The organism is Plantactinospora sp. DSM 117369 (assembly GCF_053764795.1).
The window spans coordinates 2,831,605-2,847,000 of sequence record NZ_CM132446.1; the positions used below are offsets into that span (position 1 = coordinate 2,831,605).

Below are 15,396 nucleotides of genomic sequence, written 5' to 3' on the forward strand. Positions count from 1 at the left end.
CCTGCGGACGACCGTCCGAGAAGGACGGTCGGCTCCGCCAGGAGGAAATCTAGGCGAGTCGATGCCGGAGCGGTAGTGCCCGGACAACCGGACCGGCCCCGCAGCCGGGGACGGGTCGCCGGGGAACCGATGGAAGGTGAAAACCGATGGTACTGCCGACTCGGCCCGTGCGATGATCGACACCTGGGTCGCTAGCTCAACTGGCAGAGCATTCGGCTGAGTAGCGCGTCCGCTTTCCGCCTGTGCGGTTATGGGCGGGCTTCCTTCTCCTGGTTGGTCCGAAGGGTTCGGGGTTCGAGTCCCCGGCGACCCACTGTGCCGCGGCTGCAAGCCGGCAACTGCCGGAGTCGACGTCCGGGTTGGCGTCCGGTCTGCTGTTTTGTCGGGGGTCGCAACCAGCGGAATGGAGGACCGCGTGCTTGAGAAGCTGATTATCCAGAAGACACTGCGCGTGCCGGCGAGCACCGGCGCGGTTGGCGATGGCACGGCGGTGGCCCGGCAACTGGATGCGGCGCTGCTCGACGTCGGGTTCTCGGCGTCGCGCGCTCTGCTGGAACACGTCGGTGCTCTGGCCCCTGGGCCGGCGCTGGATCTCGCCGCCACGGTCGTGTCCGCGGTGCGCGAGCTGGTCGGCGACCATGTCCAGCACAACTCCTATTTCATCGGCTTCCCGGACGACGTGCCGGACACCATCGAGTTCTGGATGGAGCGGCTGCGGGCGGCCGTGCTCACCGGTGGCGGCACGGTGACAGACGCACAGTTGCGGGACGCGGTCGTCTCGGGTGGGGTGAACCTGCTCGACCTGCCGGCCTACGGCGCCTACCAGCACACCTACGCCGAGCTATTGGCCGCGCACGACGCGCTGATCAGCGCGTCCGGTGACCGGGTGACCTTGCTGCGTCTCGGCGACACCGCCGACGTGGAGGCAGCGCGGCTCTATCTGGCCCTGGCCGGTAGCGCGACGCCACACGGCGAGGCGGACCTCGCGATCCTCAGCGAGCTCGCAGCCGCCTGCGTGGACGGCGCGCAGCCAACCGAGATCCCGGTGCGGGAGAACCGTGCCGTACTCAACGGGATCCGGCTCGTCCTCGGGCGGCCGCTGGTTGCCGTGGACGCCACGACCGATGTGCTGCGCCTTGCCTGCCAGGTCTCCGGCGGGGACGCCTCGCTCGTGACACCCACGCGGTTTCGTGCCTTCCGGCGCCGGGAGCGGCGGATCCTGCTGGCCGCACTGAACGAGGTCGTCGGTGCCAGCCCGGAGAAGCTCGGTGACGTCGCGCGCTACGCGGAGCGGTGGAAGCGGCTCGGGGAGCGGCTGCACCCGCACGAGTACGACGAGTGGCCGCATGCCCGGGAGGTGTTCGCGGTCGCGCGTGGCGAGCGGCGAGTACCCAACCTCGCCGGCCGCGCGGAGGCGGCGATCCGCGCCGGAGCCATCGGCCCGGCCGCGTCGGTGCTGTCGGCTGCGCCGGGACTGCTCCTGCGATCCGCGGACCGGCTGCTGCGGTTGGCGTCGGCGTCGGAGCGAGCCGTTGTGGTCGAAGCGGTCACGGCTGCGCTCGGCTCGGCGTCGGGCCGGGTGCTCTGTTCGTTGCGGGAGCATGTCGGCAACCGGCTGACGCCCGCGTCCGCCCGGATGTACGCGAGCCGCTCGCGGCGCGCGTGGGTCGGGCCGGACGAGCGACCACCGCTGCCGGCCGGGTTGGTGGCCGAGTTGTCGTCGCTGCTCGACGCGGAGATCAGCGCCCGGCTGCCGGAATCGGACCGGCCGCTGGTGGTGGACCCGGAGGTGCTCGACGTCGCACTGCCGCTGTCCGGCAAGGCGGCCGAAGGCGGCTTCGCGGTGCTGCCGAGAGGCTCGCGGGCATCGGTATCCGGTGAGCTGCTGCGCTTCTTCACGTACTGGCGCCAGACCAGTCGTCGCACCGACTACGACCTGTCGGTGCTGCTGCTGGATGACGAGTTCCACACCGCGGGCCAGGTGTCCTGGACGAACTACCGCCACGCCGGCGCGGTGCACTCCGGCGACATCACCGACGCGACGAACGGTGCGACCGAGTTCATCGACGTGCCCCTGACAGTCGACGGGCACTATGTGGTTCCGCAGGTCTACATCTATGCGGGCGAGTCGTTCGATGAGGTCGCCGAGTCGATGTTCGGGTACCAGACCCGCAGCACGGACCAGCGCGGCCTCCCGTTCGACGCACGGACCGTGCGGGCGCGTTCGCACCTGCGTGGCCAGGGCCGGGTCGCGCTGCCGATGGTGTTCGCCAGGGGCGAGCGTGGCTGGCAGGCCGTGTGGCTGCACCTGTACCTGCGGGGTGCGCCGTCGTTCAACCGGGTGGAGGAGAACACGTTCACCACGGCCGACCGGGTACGAGCACTGATGGAGCGGCGGTACCTCACCGTGTCCTACCTCGTCGACCGCTGGCGTGACCGGACCGAGGTGATGACGTGGAACGGCCGGTTGCCGGACGAACCCGTCACGTTCGTCGGCATCGAGGCGCCCGAGGACCTGCCGGACGGATCGGAGGCATATACACTGGACCGGCTCACTGAGCTGATCCCTCTGTGAGCGGCGACAGCCGAGGCCATGCGGGCGCTTCCTGCTATTCCGTTCGATTCGGTACCTCCGCGCAAGCGGAGGATCGGGTATTCAGCGCCCGCGCTCTCCTCGGACTGTGGCCGGCAGGCTACAGGAGTGCTTCCGGCATTGGTTTCGGGGCGGCGCGCACCGGCACAGTGCCTCCGCCACCGTCAACCGTGCCTGGTGGGGCGGACCACCATCCGACCGTCTGCTCGGTCGGTCGGGTCGGTCAGGGGCGTAGCAGCGTCTTGATCGCGCGGCGTTCGTCCATCGCCCGGTAGCCGTCGGCGGCCTGTTCCAGCGGCAGGGTGAGGTCAAAGACCTTTCCGGGGTCGATGGTCCCGTTGTAGATCAGCTCGATCAGCTCGGGCAGGAAGCGACGCACCGGGGCGGGTCCGCCGTGCAGGTGCACGCCGGAGAAGAACAGCGCGTCGCCGGGCAGTTCGACACCGTGGGCGACGCCGACGTAGCCGAGGTGCCCGCTGGCACGGGTGGATCGGATCGCCTGCATCATGGATTCCTGGGTGCCGACGGCCTCGATGACCGAGTGCGCGCCGAGCCCATTGGTGAGCTCCTTGATCCGGGCCACGCCCTCGTCGCCGCGTTCGGTGACGATGTCGGTCGCACCGAACTCCAGCGCTAGCTTCTGCCGGGGCACGTGCCGGCTCATCGCGATGATCCGCTGCGCGCCCAACTGCTTGGCGGCGAGCACGCCGAGCAGGCCGACGGCGCCGTCGCCGACGACGGCGACGGTCTTTCCGGGGCCGACCTGGGCGGCGACGGCGCCGAACCAGCCGGTGCCCAGCACATCGGAGGCGGCGAGCAGGCTGGGGATCAGGTCCTTGGTAGGCATATCTGGAGTGGCGACCAGGGTGCCGTCGGCCAGCGTGATCCGCGCGTACTCGGCCTGCGCGCCGGTGGGGCTGGCAAGCTGCCGGTGGATGCAGTGAGTGTGGTAGCCGGCCCGGCAGATCTCGCAGGTGTTGTCCGAGGCGAAGAACGAGCCGACCACGAACTGTCCGGGCCGTACGGTGCGGACCGCGCTGCCGACCTCCTCGACGATGCCGACGTACTCGTGGCCCATCGGCCGTGGCTCGGTTATCTGCTGAATGCCCCGGTACGGCCACAGGTCAGTGCCGCACACGCAGGTTGCCGCCAGCCGGATGACGGCGTCGGTGGGCTGCTCGATGGTCGGGTCCGGACGGTCCTCGACGCGCACGTCGCCGGGGGCGTAGAGCACTGCTCCTCGCATGAGAGCTGATTCCTTCCGATAGTGGTGTGAACGCACCGGGATCCGGGGCGTCCGGGTGGTGGACGGGTTCAGGTGCCGTGAAGACCTGCTCGGCGAGGGTCATCGCGCTTATCGCCTTCGGCCATCCGGCGTAGCAGGCCAGGTGGGTGACCAGCGGTTACGACCGCGGGTCACGCTTGACGCATTCCAGGAAACCCGCTGACGGCACCCGGCGGGAGGGCTTGTCGAGACAGGTAATGACAGAACCCCTCTCGACGAGGCGAGGGGTCGTAGCGTGGTTGTCATGGACACCCGGGACGAGGTTCGCGAGTTCCTGGCCTCCCGGCGTGCCAGGATCACCCCAGAGCAGGCCGGCCTGCCCTCCTTCGGGGGCACCCGCCGCGTCGCCGGGCTACGCCGCGCCGAGGTCGCGTTGCTGGCTGGAGTGAGCCCCGACTACTACACCCGGCTGGAACGCGGCAACCTGTCCGGCGTCTCCGACAGTGTCCTGGACGCCATCGCCCGCGCCCTGCAGCTCGACGACGCCGAACGCTCCCACCTGCGCGACCTCGCCCGCGCGGCCAACACCACCCTCCGGACCCGGCGACGCCCGGCCAAACAGCAGATCCGGCCCGGCGTGCAGAACCTGCTCGACGCCATGACCCAGGCCGCCACCTTCGTCCGCAACGCCTGCCTGGACATCCTCGCCGCCAACCAGCTCGGCCAGGCCCTGTTCGCACCGGCCTTCGACACCCCGGACCGGCCGGTCAACCTGGCCAGGTTCTGCTTCCTCGACCCCCGAGCCGAAGAGCTCTACGCCGACTGGGAGGACGCCGCGAACACCACGGTCGCAGTGCTGCGCACCGAAGCCGGCCGCGACCCCTTCGACAAAGCCTTCACCGACCTGGTCGGCGAACTCGCCACCCGCAGCGACGAGTTCCGCACCCGCTGGGCCGCGCACAACGTCCGCCTGCACCACACCGGCGCCAAACAGTTCCACCACCCTGCCGTCGGCCGGCTCGACCTCACCTTCGAAGCCATGCCGCTACCCGCTGACCCCGGCCTCACCATGGTCGCCTACAGCGCCCCACCCGGCACCCCGGCGCACGAAGCCCTTCGCCTGCTGGCGAGCTGGGCAGCGACCACCGCCGATACCCGCACCGCCTCCGGTAAACCCTGATGACCGCCCCGCCCGAGACCCACTCTCCGGTGCTGACCCGCCCACGACGGCAGGACGCACGCTCCTCGGCTTCTTGTCCACTGGTGGTACGACCGCATCCCGGCCAGGCTAGGTCGACGGGCACGGCAGGCCGGTCGTGCAGCGTGACGGCTCCAGCCGGGGCGGTGCGCGCCGAATACTGCGGCCTTCCAATACGAACACCTCACCGGTGGGTCCGACTGACGACGCAGCGATCGTCGGCGGGGGCACCGGCGACCCGATCAGGGTGTTGCTGGGGCGGCTCGATCGGCGTGGCCGGCTGTGCGGTACACGGGCCGCACGGGTCCGCTCGACCAGCGGCACCGGCGGGAGCTGGCCGAGCTGCTGCGCCGGTGCTGCCTGGCGGGGCGCGGTGGGCCGGCCCGGCCGGGTCGACCGGTGGCGTCAGGGTCGACCGGTGGCGTCAGGGCTTGCGGCCGACCACGCCGTAGGCGGTGACGTCGCGTGCGGCGGGCCGGGGTTGCGGCTCCGACTCGGCCCGCCACTCGGCGAGCGGCACGATCCCTGGCGACACCAGCTCCAGGTCGGTGTAGAACCGGCCGATCTCCTCGGCGTTGCGGGCCCGGCCCTGCCCGTTCGCCGGGTTTTCTCGCCAGGCTGCCTCGATCTTGGCGGCGAGCTCCGGCGGCAGGAAGTCGTTGGTGAAGTGCGTCATCACCAGCGCGCTACCGGAGGGCAGCGGCGCGAGCAGCTCTTCGACCAGGCCGTACGGGTCGTCCTCGTCGACGATGAAGTGCATGATCGCCACCAGCAGCACCGCCACCGGCCGTTCCAGGTCGAGCGTGGCGCGCAGGTCCGGGTGGTTGAGGATCTCCCGGGGCCGCCGCAGGTCGGCGTCCAGATAGGCGGTACGCCCCTGCGCGGTGCTGGTCAGCAGCGCCCGCGCGTGTGCCAGCACGATCGGGTCGTTGTCCACGTAGACGATCCGCGACTCGGGGGCGATCGACTGCGCCACCTCGTGAGTGTTGTCCACCGAGGGGATGCCGGTACCGATGTCGAGGAACTGCCGCATCCCGGCCTCCCGGGCCAGGTAGCCCACCGCCCGACGGAGGAACCGGCGGTTCTCCTGCACGGCCGTTCGGGCGCTCGGGTAGACCTTCAGCATCGCCTCGGCCGACTCGCGGTCGGCGGCGAAGTTGTCCTTGCCGCCGAGCAGGTAGTCGTAGCGGCGGGCCGGGTGCGGCACTGTGGTGTCGATCCGGGTGGCGACACCCTCGACCGACGGTGACTGGGAACTAGGGTCGGGCACCGGCACCTCCAGACCTACGTCGAAGCCGCGCCCATCGTATGCGCTTCTGCCGGCGGCGGGTGCCGGGGGCAGATCCTCGCCGCGGCGGGCGTCGATTACCGTCACGCGCCAGCGCCTGGCCCCGAAACCAGCCCACACAGGTACTGCCGCGCCCGTCTACGCGGACAGTCGACAGTGTCGCTACGCTTGGTCTTGGGTCGGTTACTGTGACCGGTGTTCGGGCGCCGGTTGGTCGACGCACTCTGCCCAGACCTGTCGGTCGACACCGCCTCTGCGCTCGCGGACCACGCCGCGTGCTACCCACCGGCTGCCGGCACGGTGCTGGAGCCGCTGTACCCCGACCGGCTGACCGAGGACTTCCTCGCCCTCACGATCCCCGGTCACGGCGCGGACTACCCCGCCCAGTCCTGGGCGACCCGGATGGTGAGCCGGCTGGCAGACCTGGGCGCGGATGCCGACGAGGTTCGCGCCGCCACCCGCGCGGTCACCTTCCTGGTCGCGGCCGCCGAGCGGTGGAGACACCTGCCCGGCGCGTGCCTCAACGCCGTACTCGAGCGCCGGCCGGATCTCGCCGTGCGCGCCGGCCCCAGTACGGTTCGCGCGGTCGCCGAGCTCGGTGAGGTGACCATCGATGTGTTGGAGGCGGTCGACCACGTTCTGCCAGACCGGAGGCAGCTTGGATACGAGTCGGCGGCCGCCGCCATCACGGACCGGATCGTCACCCACCGGCTGCCGGAGACGGATGACCCTGCCCGGCGCGCCGCCTTGGTGGCCAGGCGCGGCGAACGAAGCTGGTACGCGGGCCGAGACGTTGCCGCGGCGGGGGACTTCGCCGCCCTGGCCGACCTCGTCGAGCCGTGGGCCCAGGTAGACCCACTCAGCCGCTCGTGGAACCTCGCCGCCGCGCGCAGTAACCTCGCCGCCAGCCGCCGCTCGGCAGGTCGGCTGGCCGAGGCGCTGGCTGCCGCCCGGTCCGCGACGGAGACCCGACGCCGGATGGCGGAGCGGAAGCCGTCCGTCTTCCTACCCTCGTACGCCCTATCCTGCTACCACCTGGCCCTGCTGCTGATCGAGGACGGCCACGCCGCGTCGGCGTGGCAGACGTTGACCGAACTGGACCGGTTCTGCGCCGGTGTCGTTGCGGCCTTTGGTGGGCGACAGTCGGCGAAGTTGGCCCAACTGCTCGCATCCGGGGCCACCCGGGACGTCGCGGCGCGCGGCGCCGGTGCGGCGGCTGACAGCTTCGCCGCGCTCTGCCGGAGCACCGCCCAGGACATCGTCGACTACCAGCAGAACATCGCGGCGCTGTTCCCCCGCCTGGGGGAGAGCGTCGAACAGGCGGGGCGCCGGGCGGCGCGCGGCGTTCCGGCGCGTACGGCGCCGAGGCGGTCGACGGCTACCAGGCGGCCGCGGACCTGGACCCGACGACGTACGAGCCGCAGCTGGCGACCCTGCTCGTCGATGTCACCGAGCGGTTCCTCACCGCCGGCCGGCGCGAGGACGCGTTCAGCTATTCGGAACGGGCCGTGGCGGTTCTGCGGCGCTGTGCCGACCGGGAGCCGGACGCCCTGCCCGTGCTGGCCGGTGCGGAGAGCCAGCACGGGTTGCTCGCCTCGGTGCTCGGTATGACCTGGCGCTGACGCACACCGCCCGCAGCGTTGAACTCTACCGGGAGCTGCTGCCACGCGGCGGTACGGAGTACGACTCGGGGCTCGGCCTGGCGCTGTGCCGGTACGGCCTCGTGCGTATCGCCGCCGATCGGGACCGGCTGGTGGCCGCCGAGGCCATCATGGAAGTCCTCGGACGGTACGGAGAGATCGAACGCCGGGGAGAAGCGCCGGATGAGGAGTTCACCACCCTCGTCGGCAGCTTGATGCGGTCCGAGGCCGTCGCCCCGGGCGGCAACGAGGAGTGACGATCGGTTGGGGCGGCGGGTGACGCTCGTCCCAGGCCGGGTAGTCGAGGTCGGTGTCCACGCGGCCGGCGGTCGCCTCGCGGCTGACGGGGCCGGGGAAAGTCCGTGTCCGCGATCTGCGCGGGGATGGCCCGGTACCAGCCTCAGCCCAGCCCGCTCCTAGGATCAGCGGGTGAAGCTGAGAAAGGCTGGCAAGAGTGCGCGAGGAGTTGGCGGGGTGGCTACGGCAGCTGCGTGACCTGACCGGACGGAGCCTGCGCGAGCTCGCCCGCGACGTCCACGTCAGCAGCTCCTCACTGTCGCGGTACTTCGCCGGCCAGGCCGTTCCACCCTGGCCGACGGTGGTGGCGCTCTGCAAGGCAGCCGGTCGTGACCCCAGGCCGCTGCGTGAGGTGTGGGAGCGGGCCAAGGATGGGCCTCAGACGAGCATGGCCGCCACTCCGCCGGTGCGCAATGACCTGCCACACGACATCACCGCCTTCACCGGGCGCCGGGCGGAGTTGGACGCCCTCCTCGGCGCCGCGCGGACCACGTCGGTGGTGGCGATCGACGGCATGGGCGGGGTGGGCAAGTCCGCGTTGGCCGTACACGCCGCGCATCTGCTGACCGCCGACTTCCCCGGTGGCCAGCTCTACCTGGACCTGCACGGGTTCACTCCGGGCCGGGAGCGGGTCGAGCCCTCGGAGGCGCTGCGTGTGCTGCTGGCCGCGCTCGGGTTGCCACCCGGCAGGATTCCCGACGCGGTCGCCGAGCGGGCCGCACTGTGGCGGTCGGAGCTGGCGACGCGGCGCGCGATCGTGCTGCTGGACAACGCCGCCGATGCCGATCACGTGCGCGAGCTGCTGCCCGGCGCCGGTCAGAGCTTCGTCGTGATCACCAGCCGCCGGCGGATGGTGGAGCTGGACGGTGTCCAGCCGATCTCGCTGGACGTCCTGCCGACCCAGGAGGCGGCGGAGCTGTTCGTCGAATCCGCGGGTGGGACTCGGCCCGGTGACGTCGGCGAGGTGCTGCGCCGATGCGGAAACCTGCCGCTGGCCATCCGGGTGGCCGCCGCGCGGCTGCGGCATCGGCCCGCGTGGACGCTCGACACCCTGGTGGAGCGGCTGCGCGAGGGCGAGCTGGCAGTGTCGGACGTGTTCGAGATGTCGCTGCGGCAGCTCGATCCGGCCCAGCGGCGGATGTTCGGGCTGCTGGGGCTGGTGCCGGGCGAGGACATCGACGCGTACGGCGCGGCCGCCCTGGCCGGGATCCCACTGGCCAACGCCCGTTCCCTGCTGGAGGACCTGGTCGACGTCCATCTGGTCCAGGAGCCGGCGGCGGGTCGCTTCCGGATGCACGACCTACTGCGGCAGGCCGCCCGCGCCGACGACGCCGCGGTCGACCCCGTACCGGCGATCGCCCGGCTGGGCGACTACTACCTGAGCGGCATGCTGGCCGTGAAAGAGCTGGTCGAGATCGTCATCCCGCTACCGGTCACCGTGTCCCAGCCGCCTCCGGCGCTTCCCGATCTCTCCGGCTACGACACGGCCGTGAACTGGATGGACACCGAGTGGGCCAACCTCACCGCGACGTTCTCGCTCGCCGTGGAACTCCGCATCGACGCGCCGGCGGTCGGGCTCGGACAGCTTGCCCTGATCGCCCACGCGCGACGCGGCGGCATGGCGCAGCTGCGCCGCGGGCTTGAGGTCAGCATGCCCGCCGCCGAAAGGCTCGGCGAGCGCCGCGTGCTCGCCTCGCACCGGTACCTGCTGGGCGCCGCGCTGATGCGCGTCGGCCGGCTCGAGGAGGCGGTGCCGGAGCTTGAGGCGGCCCGCGTTCTGATGGCCGCGGAGGGCGACGTCGTCAGCGAGGCCATCACCCTGCTGCAGCTGGCGGAAATCCGGATGTACGCCGCCGACGCCGAAGGCGCGGTCGGACTCCTGCGCCAGGCGACCGTACTGGTGCCACCCGGCGAGGCGGCCGTCCGCGTGCGGGTGTGCACCGGTCTCGGCCAGGCTCTGGTGCAGCTGGGCAAGTACGGCGAGGCCCGTGAGGCCGTCTCGGAGGTGATCGAGATCGCGCGCGGGCTGGACCGGCAAACGGAGCGCATGTGCCTGGAAGTGCTCGGCCGGGCGGCACTCGGCCTGGGTGACGCCCGGACCGCCCTCGATTTCGCGGAGCAGTCCGTCGCGCTCAACCGGGCGACGCGCCATCCGATCTTCGAGGCGGCCAGCCTCACGGACACCGCCATCGCCCTGCGCCACCTCGGTCGCGCCGAGGAGGCAGTGGCCAGGCACGCCGAGGCCGTGCGGATTCTCGAGCGGGCCGGCGAGCCGCACCGGGTGGTGCGCAGCCTCGTCCCGTATGCCGAGGCATGCCTGGCCACGGGCGATCGGGACGCCGCGGCGCGGCACTTCCAGGCGGTGCTGGAGATCGCCACCGCGCACGACATCGACTACGTGCTGCCCGCGGCGCGTGCGGGCCTGGCCCGGCTGTCCTGAGCCTGTCCCAGGGGTGGCCCGGGGGTGTCCCGTCCCGTCCCGGGACACCCGGGCAACAGCCGTCCGCTGGAGCGAAAGCGCAGGTCAGCCGGCTATCAGTGGGATGTCCCGCGTCCCGCACGGTGCGGCACGGGTTGTCCCGGGCAGGCCGCCGCGTCGACGCTCTTCGCCATGCACACGACGCCTTCCCTACTCGCCGAACTGGACGCGCTGCCCACCCGCTGGGAAGTGCAGGGGACGCTCGCCGCGCCCGTCGCCGCGGTCGCTGCGGTCCTGCTCACCGTCGCGGAGGGGCGGGTTGGCGATGACAACCTGCTGGTGCTGGCCAGGGCTTCGGCGGCTCGACAGGGGGCGATGACCGTCGTGGCCGGCTCCGGCGCCGGCGTCTACCGCGCCGAACTCGCCGGGCTGGTGGAGCCGGTGGAGATCCAGGTGGACCAGGCCCGGTCCAGGGTGGCGGTGCAGAGCTGGTACGCCGGGGTGCACGCCGCCACCGCCTGCCCCGCAGGTACCCGGGTGACCCATCGTGTCCACCGGGTCCACCCCGACCACCCGGGGTTCGCGGCCGGGATCGCTGAGATCGGCCTGCGTGCCCGCATGTCACGCGATCTGCGGCAGGTGCTGGGTGTGATTGCCGATCGGCTCGGCTGCTGACAATCCGCTCTCCCAGCAAGGTCGGGTCGACCGAGCGGGAGATTCCCTCGGGCGATCTGACCTGGGCAATCCAGTTACCCGGGTGCGAACAAGGACCGCATTCCACCCGGCTGTCCGTCAACCAAAGGAGCACACCATGTCCATCACCCTCACGGACCAGCGCAGCGGCTTCGCGGAAACAGGGCTGCGCAGAATGCGCGACGTGCTGGCACGGCACGTCGATTCCGGGAGGATTCCCGGGCTTGTCGCCCTGGTCAGCCGGGGCGGTGAGACGCACGTCGAAGCGATCGGGACGATGCGCCATGACGGTGGCGCGCCGATGGGCCGGGACACGATCTTCCGGATGGCCTCGACGTCGAAGCCGGTCGCGATGGCGGCGGCGATGGTGCTGCTCGACGAGTGCAGGCTGCGGTTGGACGAGCCGGTGGAGCAGTGGCTGCCGGAACTGGCCGACCGGCGGGTGCTGACGCGGATCGACGGCCCGCTGGACGACACCGTGCCGGCGCGGCGGCCGATCACCGTACGGGACCTGCTGACCTCCACGTTCGGGCTCGGCATGGACCTGACCTCGCTGGGCACTCCCATCATGGGCGCCATCTTCGAGCAGGGGCTCACGCCCGATCTGCCGGAACCGATGCCCGAGCCGGACGAGTGGATGCGGCGCCTTGGCACGCTTCCGCTGATGCACCAGCCCGGAGAGCGCTGGCAGTACCACATCAGCCACGATCTCCTTGGCGTGCTCGTCGCCAGGGTCACGGGCCAGTCGTTCGAGACGTTCCTGCGCGAGCGCATCTTCGACCCCCTGGGCATGAAGGACACCGGTTTCCACGTGCCCGCCGACAAGCTCGACCGGCTGCCGACCCTCTACGCCCCCGACCCGCAGACCGGCGAGTTCACCGTGTGGGACGAAGCCGAAGGGGGACGCTGGAGTCAGCCTCCGGCGTTCCAGGGTGGCGGCGGCGGGCTGGTCTCCACCGCCGACGACTACCACGCCTACTTCCGGATGCTGCTCAATGGCGGGACGCACGGGGGCGAACGGATCCTGTCCCGGTCCGCCGTCGAGTTGATGACCACCAACCGCCTCACGCCCGAGCAACAGGCCGCCCGAGACGCCATGGCCCGCAACAACGTCCATGTGTCGTTCGGTCAAGGGCAGCACGGCGGCTGGGGCTTCGGGATGGCGGTGCGCACCTACCGTGGCGACTACGCGTCCATCGGCCAGTTCGGCTGGGACGGCGGAAGTGGCACCTCGACCTACGCCGACCCGGACAACCAGCTCACCGGAATCCTGCTCACCCAGGTCGGGCTGTCGGTCCCGAACTCGGCGCACCTCATCCACGACTTCTGGAGCACGGTCTACCAGGCAATCGACGGCTGAGGGCCACGCCGAACCCGCCGAGCTCGGCGTGGCCCGTCTGCCGCCGGCCACTGGCACCGGACGTATCGGCGACCAGGGCAGGCAGCGGACCGCGCCGAGCCGCAGGACGCCTTCGACTACCAGGCGACTACGGCGTCGAGTAGCCGGGCCGGGGACCAGAGGGCCCCGCCACCGCGAACCGGAACCGTGCCTCAGGGACGAGGCAGCCATCGACGGCGTACCTGTAGTCAGCCGACGTTTGACATGAAGCGCGGTTGAGGTTTTAGGGTCTCGGCGTAGGTCAAGGCCCGGCGTCCTCGCTGCGCTTCGGGTCGGGCCGACGCAACCCGTAGCGGTCGGCGACCCGACGCCCGTCGGCGCTGCCGTGCTCAAGGTCTTCACGGGTCGACGGGCGGCCGATCGATCACAACAGGACGTTCGTCACCTCAGCACCCTTGCCGGAAGGAATCTGATGCCACTGCCCCGCCTTCTCCGTCCCCGCCTCGTCGCGAGCGCTCACTGCGACCTCCCCTGCGGCGTCTACGACCCGGCCCAGGCCCGCATCGAGGCTGAGTCGATCAAGGCCATCTGCGAGAAGTATCAGGCCAGCGACGATCCGGAGTTCCGGACCCGCTCGCTGATCATCAAGGAACAGCGGTCCGAGCTGGTCAAGCACCACCTCTGGGTGCTCTGGACCGACTACTTCAAGGCGCCGCACTTCGAGAAGTACCCGGAGCTGCACACGCTCTTCAACGAGGCCACCAAGCTGGCCGGCGCCGGCGGTGCGAAGGGCTCCGCGGACCCGGCCGTAGCGGAGCAACTCCTCACGAAGATCGGGGAGATCTCGAAGATCTTTTGGGAGACCAAGCAGAGCTGATCCAGGGAACCGGGTGCGACCCTGCACCCGGTTCCGCACATGTGCAACGGCCGCCACTGGCGCGGTACCTGCGGAGCAGGCTGCCGGCCGGGCCGTAGGCACCGAGGCCGGCAGCCGTGCGGGCCAAGGGCGTCCTGCGTTACATGCTGGAGTTGTAGTAGGCGCCCCGGTACGCCCGATCGACCGGGGATGTTTGCAGAATCCAGCCAGTCCAACCCTCGACGCGGGTGTAGATCCGGACGCAGAAGGACCCCGCAACCCTTCTCGGGAAGTCCCCGTGTTCGACGCCTGGCTCGTCGCCCGTGCACTGCGCGGCGTTGTACTGCAGCCGGTGGCTCGCATCCACGTTGACGCCCGAACTTTCCAGGGTGATGTCGTCCTCGAACGACGACATCACCGTCCAGTCTGTGCCCATGGCCGACACGGGCAATCTCGGGCGTCCGCCGCTCCCGGTACCAAGAACCTCGAGTTCATCAAAGAAGACGCTGCCCGGTATCATCTGCCGGCACTGCAGCCAAAAGGCGCAGAAATTGGCATCCTGGGCCCCCTCGTGTGGGGTGGCGAGAGTGATCACGTCCTCGACGTAGAGGTAGGGCGGCCAGCCCGGAGTGTTGCGCTGCACGTTCAGCAGCGCCGAGCGGATCACCAGGCCACCCATGGAGTGCGCCACCACGTCGACCTTGAGGCCGTTGCTGGAGTACTCGTTGTAGATGACGTCAGCGAGCCTGTGTGCGACGGTGTGGATCGACGTGTCGCGGTTGCCGTCGTGCTGGAAGGTGCAGTTCGTGCTGCCACCGTAGTAGCCGAATGTCGACAGCGGCCCGGTCCAGCCCTCGTTCCGGAGGTGCGTGCGCGCATTCAACCAGGTACTGCTGCAGTCGTGGCCGCCGGAGGCTGCGAAACCGTGAACGAAAATTATCGGATTGTCCTTGGTGTCGCCACGGCCGGGGGCTGCCTGGGCGGGAGCTGCCACGACCACCGTCAGGCCGGCGGTAACCGCCAGCGAGGCCAGCAGGGTCAGGACTCGTCGCATCTACTGCGTCCTCTCGGACAAACCGCTGATATCCAGCTCCGTTTGCTGAAGTACGCTGATCGTCGCGTTTCGCGGGTTCGCTGTGACCCAACGAATCCACGAACTTTGTCACCCTGGACCGTCGGCCACTCAAGGAGGGCCATGAGCGGCCGGAACGGGCAGTGGCGGGTCGCGGAGTTGCCGGCCTCGTCGAGACGACGACCAGGGCCGGCGTCGAGCGGCCGCGGCCCGTCGCTTCCTGTGCCGGGCGCAACGACCGGATAGCCCAGGTGGTCATCATCGCCACGCTGTCGCGCTATGCCGACGGCGCCTGGGGTCAGCCCGACATTTTCCGGAGTCGATGGTCTGGGCGTTCGTCATCGGGGCCGTTGCCCTGCTGGGCGCCGGCATCCCTGTCCTCCGCCGTCAAGCCCGCGTCCAGCAGCTCCAGCATCGGCGAGGACGCCGACGACCGGATCGCCCAGCGCTGCGCGGCGGAGTACCCGCGGGCGAACAACCCGACGCCGATGACCGTCGACGCGCTGCGGCGGCTCGTCCCGTCGATGCGTACCGGCGATCTCGGCGCGGCGTTCGCGGCGGCGTTGACCGGGCCGGCGACAGTGGGGGCGCGAATGAAGCTCGACTAGGCCGACGGCGTGGATGTCGGTCACCGACCCACTCCCGTGCGAAGGCGTAGCCCGACGACATCGTCCGGACGAGACGAGATGCCGCCGGCATGGCGATCAGCGCGGCGTCGCGGCACACGCGGTCATCGATCCGGTTGCCGGCCGGTCGCCCGCGGCCGGCGACGACAC

General features: G+C 70.7%; 12 protein-coding genes and 1 tRNA gene. 10 read left to right on the forward strand and 3 right to left on the reverse strand.

Translation table 11 applies throughout. The annotated features are described in order from the left end of the window. Window positions 1-185 precede the first annotated feature (185 nt). Window positions 186-313, forward strand: a tRNA-OTHER gene (locus ACSMXO_RS12710). 102 nt (window positions 314-415) lie between these two features. Beyond that, window positions 416-2,575: a hypothetical protein gene (locus ACSMXO_RS12715; protein ID WP_455417873.1), complete on the forward strand. Its 2,160-nt coding sequence runs from the start codon at window positions 416-418 to the stop codon at window positions 2,573-2,575. 241 nt (window positions 2,576-2,816) lie between these two features. Here the strand turns inward: ACSMXO_RS12715 and ACSMXO_RS12720 are convergent, their stop codons facing one another. Then, window positions 2,817-3,839: a zinc-dependent alcohol dehydrogenase family protein gene (locus ACSMXO_RS12720; protein WP_455417874.1), complete on the reverse strand. Its 1,023-nt coding sequence runs from the start codon at window positions 3,837-3,839 to the stop codon at window positions 2,817-2,819. 283 nt (window positions 3,840-4,122) lie between these two features. Here ACSMXO_RS12720 and ACSMXO_RS12725 point away from each other — a divergent pair, with 283 nt between their 5' ends. Further along, the gene (locus ACSMXO_RS12725) at window positions 4,123-4,998 is read left to right on the forward strand and encodes a helix-turn-helix transcriptional regulator (protein ID WP_346261946.1); all 876 of its coding nucleotides are present in this window, start codon (window positions 4,123-4,125) and stop codon (window positions 4,996-4,998) included. A 442-nt stretch (window positions 4,999-5,440) separates the two neighbouring features. Here the strand turns inward: ACSMXO_RS12725 and ACSMXO_RS12730 are convergent, their stop codons facing one another. After that, entirely contained in the window at window positions 5,441-6,286 is an 846-nt protein-coding gene (locus ACSMXO_RS12730) for an SAM-dependent methyltransferase (protein WP_346261947.1), read from the reverse strand. A 213-nt stretch (window positions 6,287-6,499) separates the two neighbouring features. On the opposite strand from ACSMXO_RS12730, the gene ACSMXO_RS12735 reads away from it, so the two are divergent. The 6 genes from ACSMXO_RS12735 to sodN all read left to right on the forward strand — a co-directional run bounded on the left by ACSMXO_RS12735 (window position 6,500) and on the right by sodN (window position 13,569). Continuing rightward, a complete protein-coding gene (locus ACSMXO_RS12735) occupies window positions 6,500-7,915 on the forward strand; it encodes a hypothetical protein (RefSeq protein WP_455417875.1) in 1,416 nt (471 codons plus the stop codon). A gap of 112 nt (window positions 7,916-8,027) precedes the next feature. Then, window positions 8,028-8,201, forward strand: coding sequence for a hypothetical protein (locus ACSMXO_RS12740; protein ID WP_455417876.1), 174 nt, complete (start codon window positions 8,028-8,030; stop codon window positions 8,199-8,201). 197 nt (window positions 8,202-8,398) lie between these two features. After that, window positions 8,399-10,681, forward strand: a complete 2,283-nt coding sequence (locus ACSMXO_RS12745) for an ATP-binding protein (protein WP_455417877.1) — start codon at window positions 8,399-8,401, stop codon at window positions 10,679-10,681. A gap of 171 nt (window positions 10,682-10,852) precedes the next feature. Beyond that, complete coding sequence (locus ACSMXO_RS12750) at window positions 10,853-11,335, forward strand: hypothetical protein (protein ID WP_455417878.1); 483 nt, start codon at window positions 10,853-10,855, stop codon at window positions 11,333-11,335. 136 nt (window positions 11,336-11,471) lie between these two features. Continuing rightward, window positions 11,472-12,713 (forward strand): serine hydrolase domain-containing protein, encoded by a 1,242-nt coding sequence (locus tag ACSMXO_RS12755; protein WP_455417879.1) that lies wholly within the window; start codon window positions 11,472-11,474, stop codon window positions 12,711-12,713. 451 nt (window positions 12,714-13,164) lie between these two features. Beyond that, window positions 13,165-13,569, forward strand: a complete 405-nt coding sequence (sodN, locus tag ACSMXO_RS12760) for a superoxide dismutase, Ni (RefSeq protein WP_432889656.1) — start codon at window positions 13,165-13,167, stop codon at window positions 13,567-13,569. 139 nt (window positions 13,570-13,708) lie between these two features. On the opposite strand, the gene ACSMXO_RS12765 is transcribed toward sodN, so the two are convergent. Further along, a complete protein-coding gene (locus ACSMXO_RS12765; RefSeq protein WP_455417880.1) occupies window positions 13,709-14,602 on the reverse strand; it encodes an esterase/lipase family protein in 894 nt (297 codons plus the stop codon). A gap of 269 nt (window positions 14,603-14,871) precedes the next feature. Between ACSMXO_RS12765 and ACSMXO_RS12770 the strand changes: the two genes are divergently transcribed. Then, window positions 14,872-15,228 (forward strand): hypothetical protein, encoded by a 357-nt coding sequence (locus ACSMXO_RS12770; protein ID WP_455417881.1) that lies wholly within the window; start codon window positions 14,872-14,874, stop codon window positions 15,226-15,228. The last annotated feature ends 168 nt before the right edge of the window (window positions 15,229-15,396 follow it).

Excerpts from the sequence above, each read along its gene's own strand:
- ACSMXO_RS12720 (WP_455417874.1), bottom strand. The coding sequence starts at position 3,839 with ATGCGAGGAGCAGTGCTCTACGCCCCCGGCGACGTGCGCGTCGAGGAC.
- ACSMXO_RS12725 (WP_346261946.1), top strand. The coding sequence starts at position 4,123 with ATGGACACCCGGGACGAGGTTCGCGAGTTCCTGGCCTCCCGGCGTGCC.
- ACSMXO_RS12750 (WP_455417878.1), top strand. The coding sequence starts at position 10,853 with ATGCACACGACGCCTTCCCTACTCGCCGAACTGGACGCGCTGCCCACC.
- ACSMXO_RS12755 (WP_455417879.1), top strand. The coding sequence starts at position 11,472 with ATGTCCATCACCCTCACGGACCAGCGCAGCGGCTTCGCGGAAACAGGG.
- sodN (WP_432889656.1), top strand. The coding sequence starts at position 13,165 with ATGCCACTGCCCCGCCTTCTCCGTCCCCGCCTCGTCGCGAGCGCTCAC.
- ACSMXO_RS12765 (WP_455417880.1), bottom strand. The coding sequence starts at position 14,602 with ATGCGACGAGTCCTGACCCTGCTGGCCTCGCTGGCGGTTACCGCCGGC.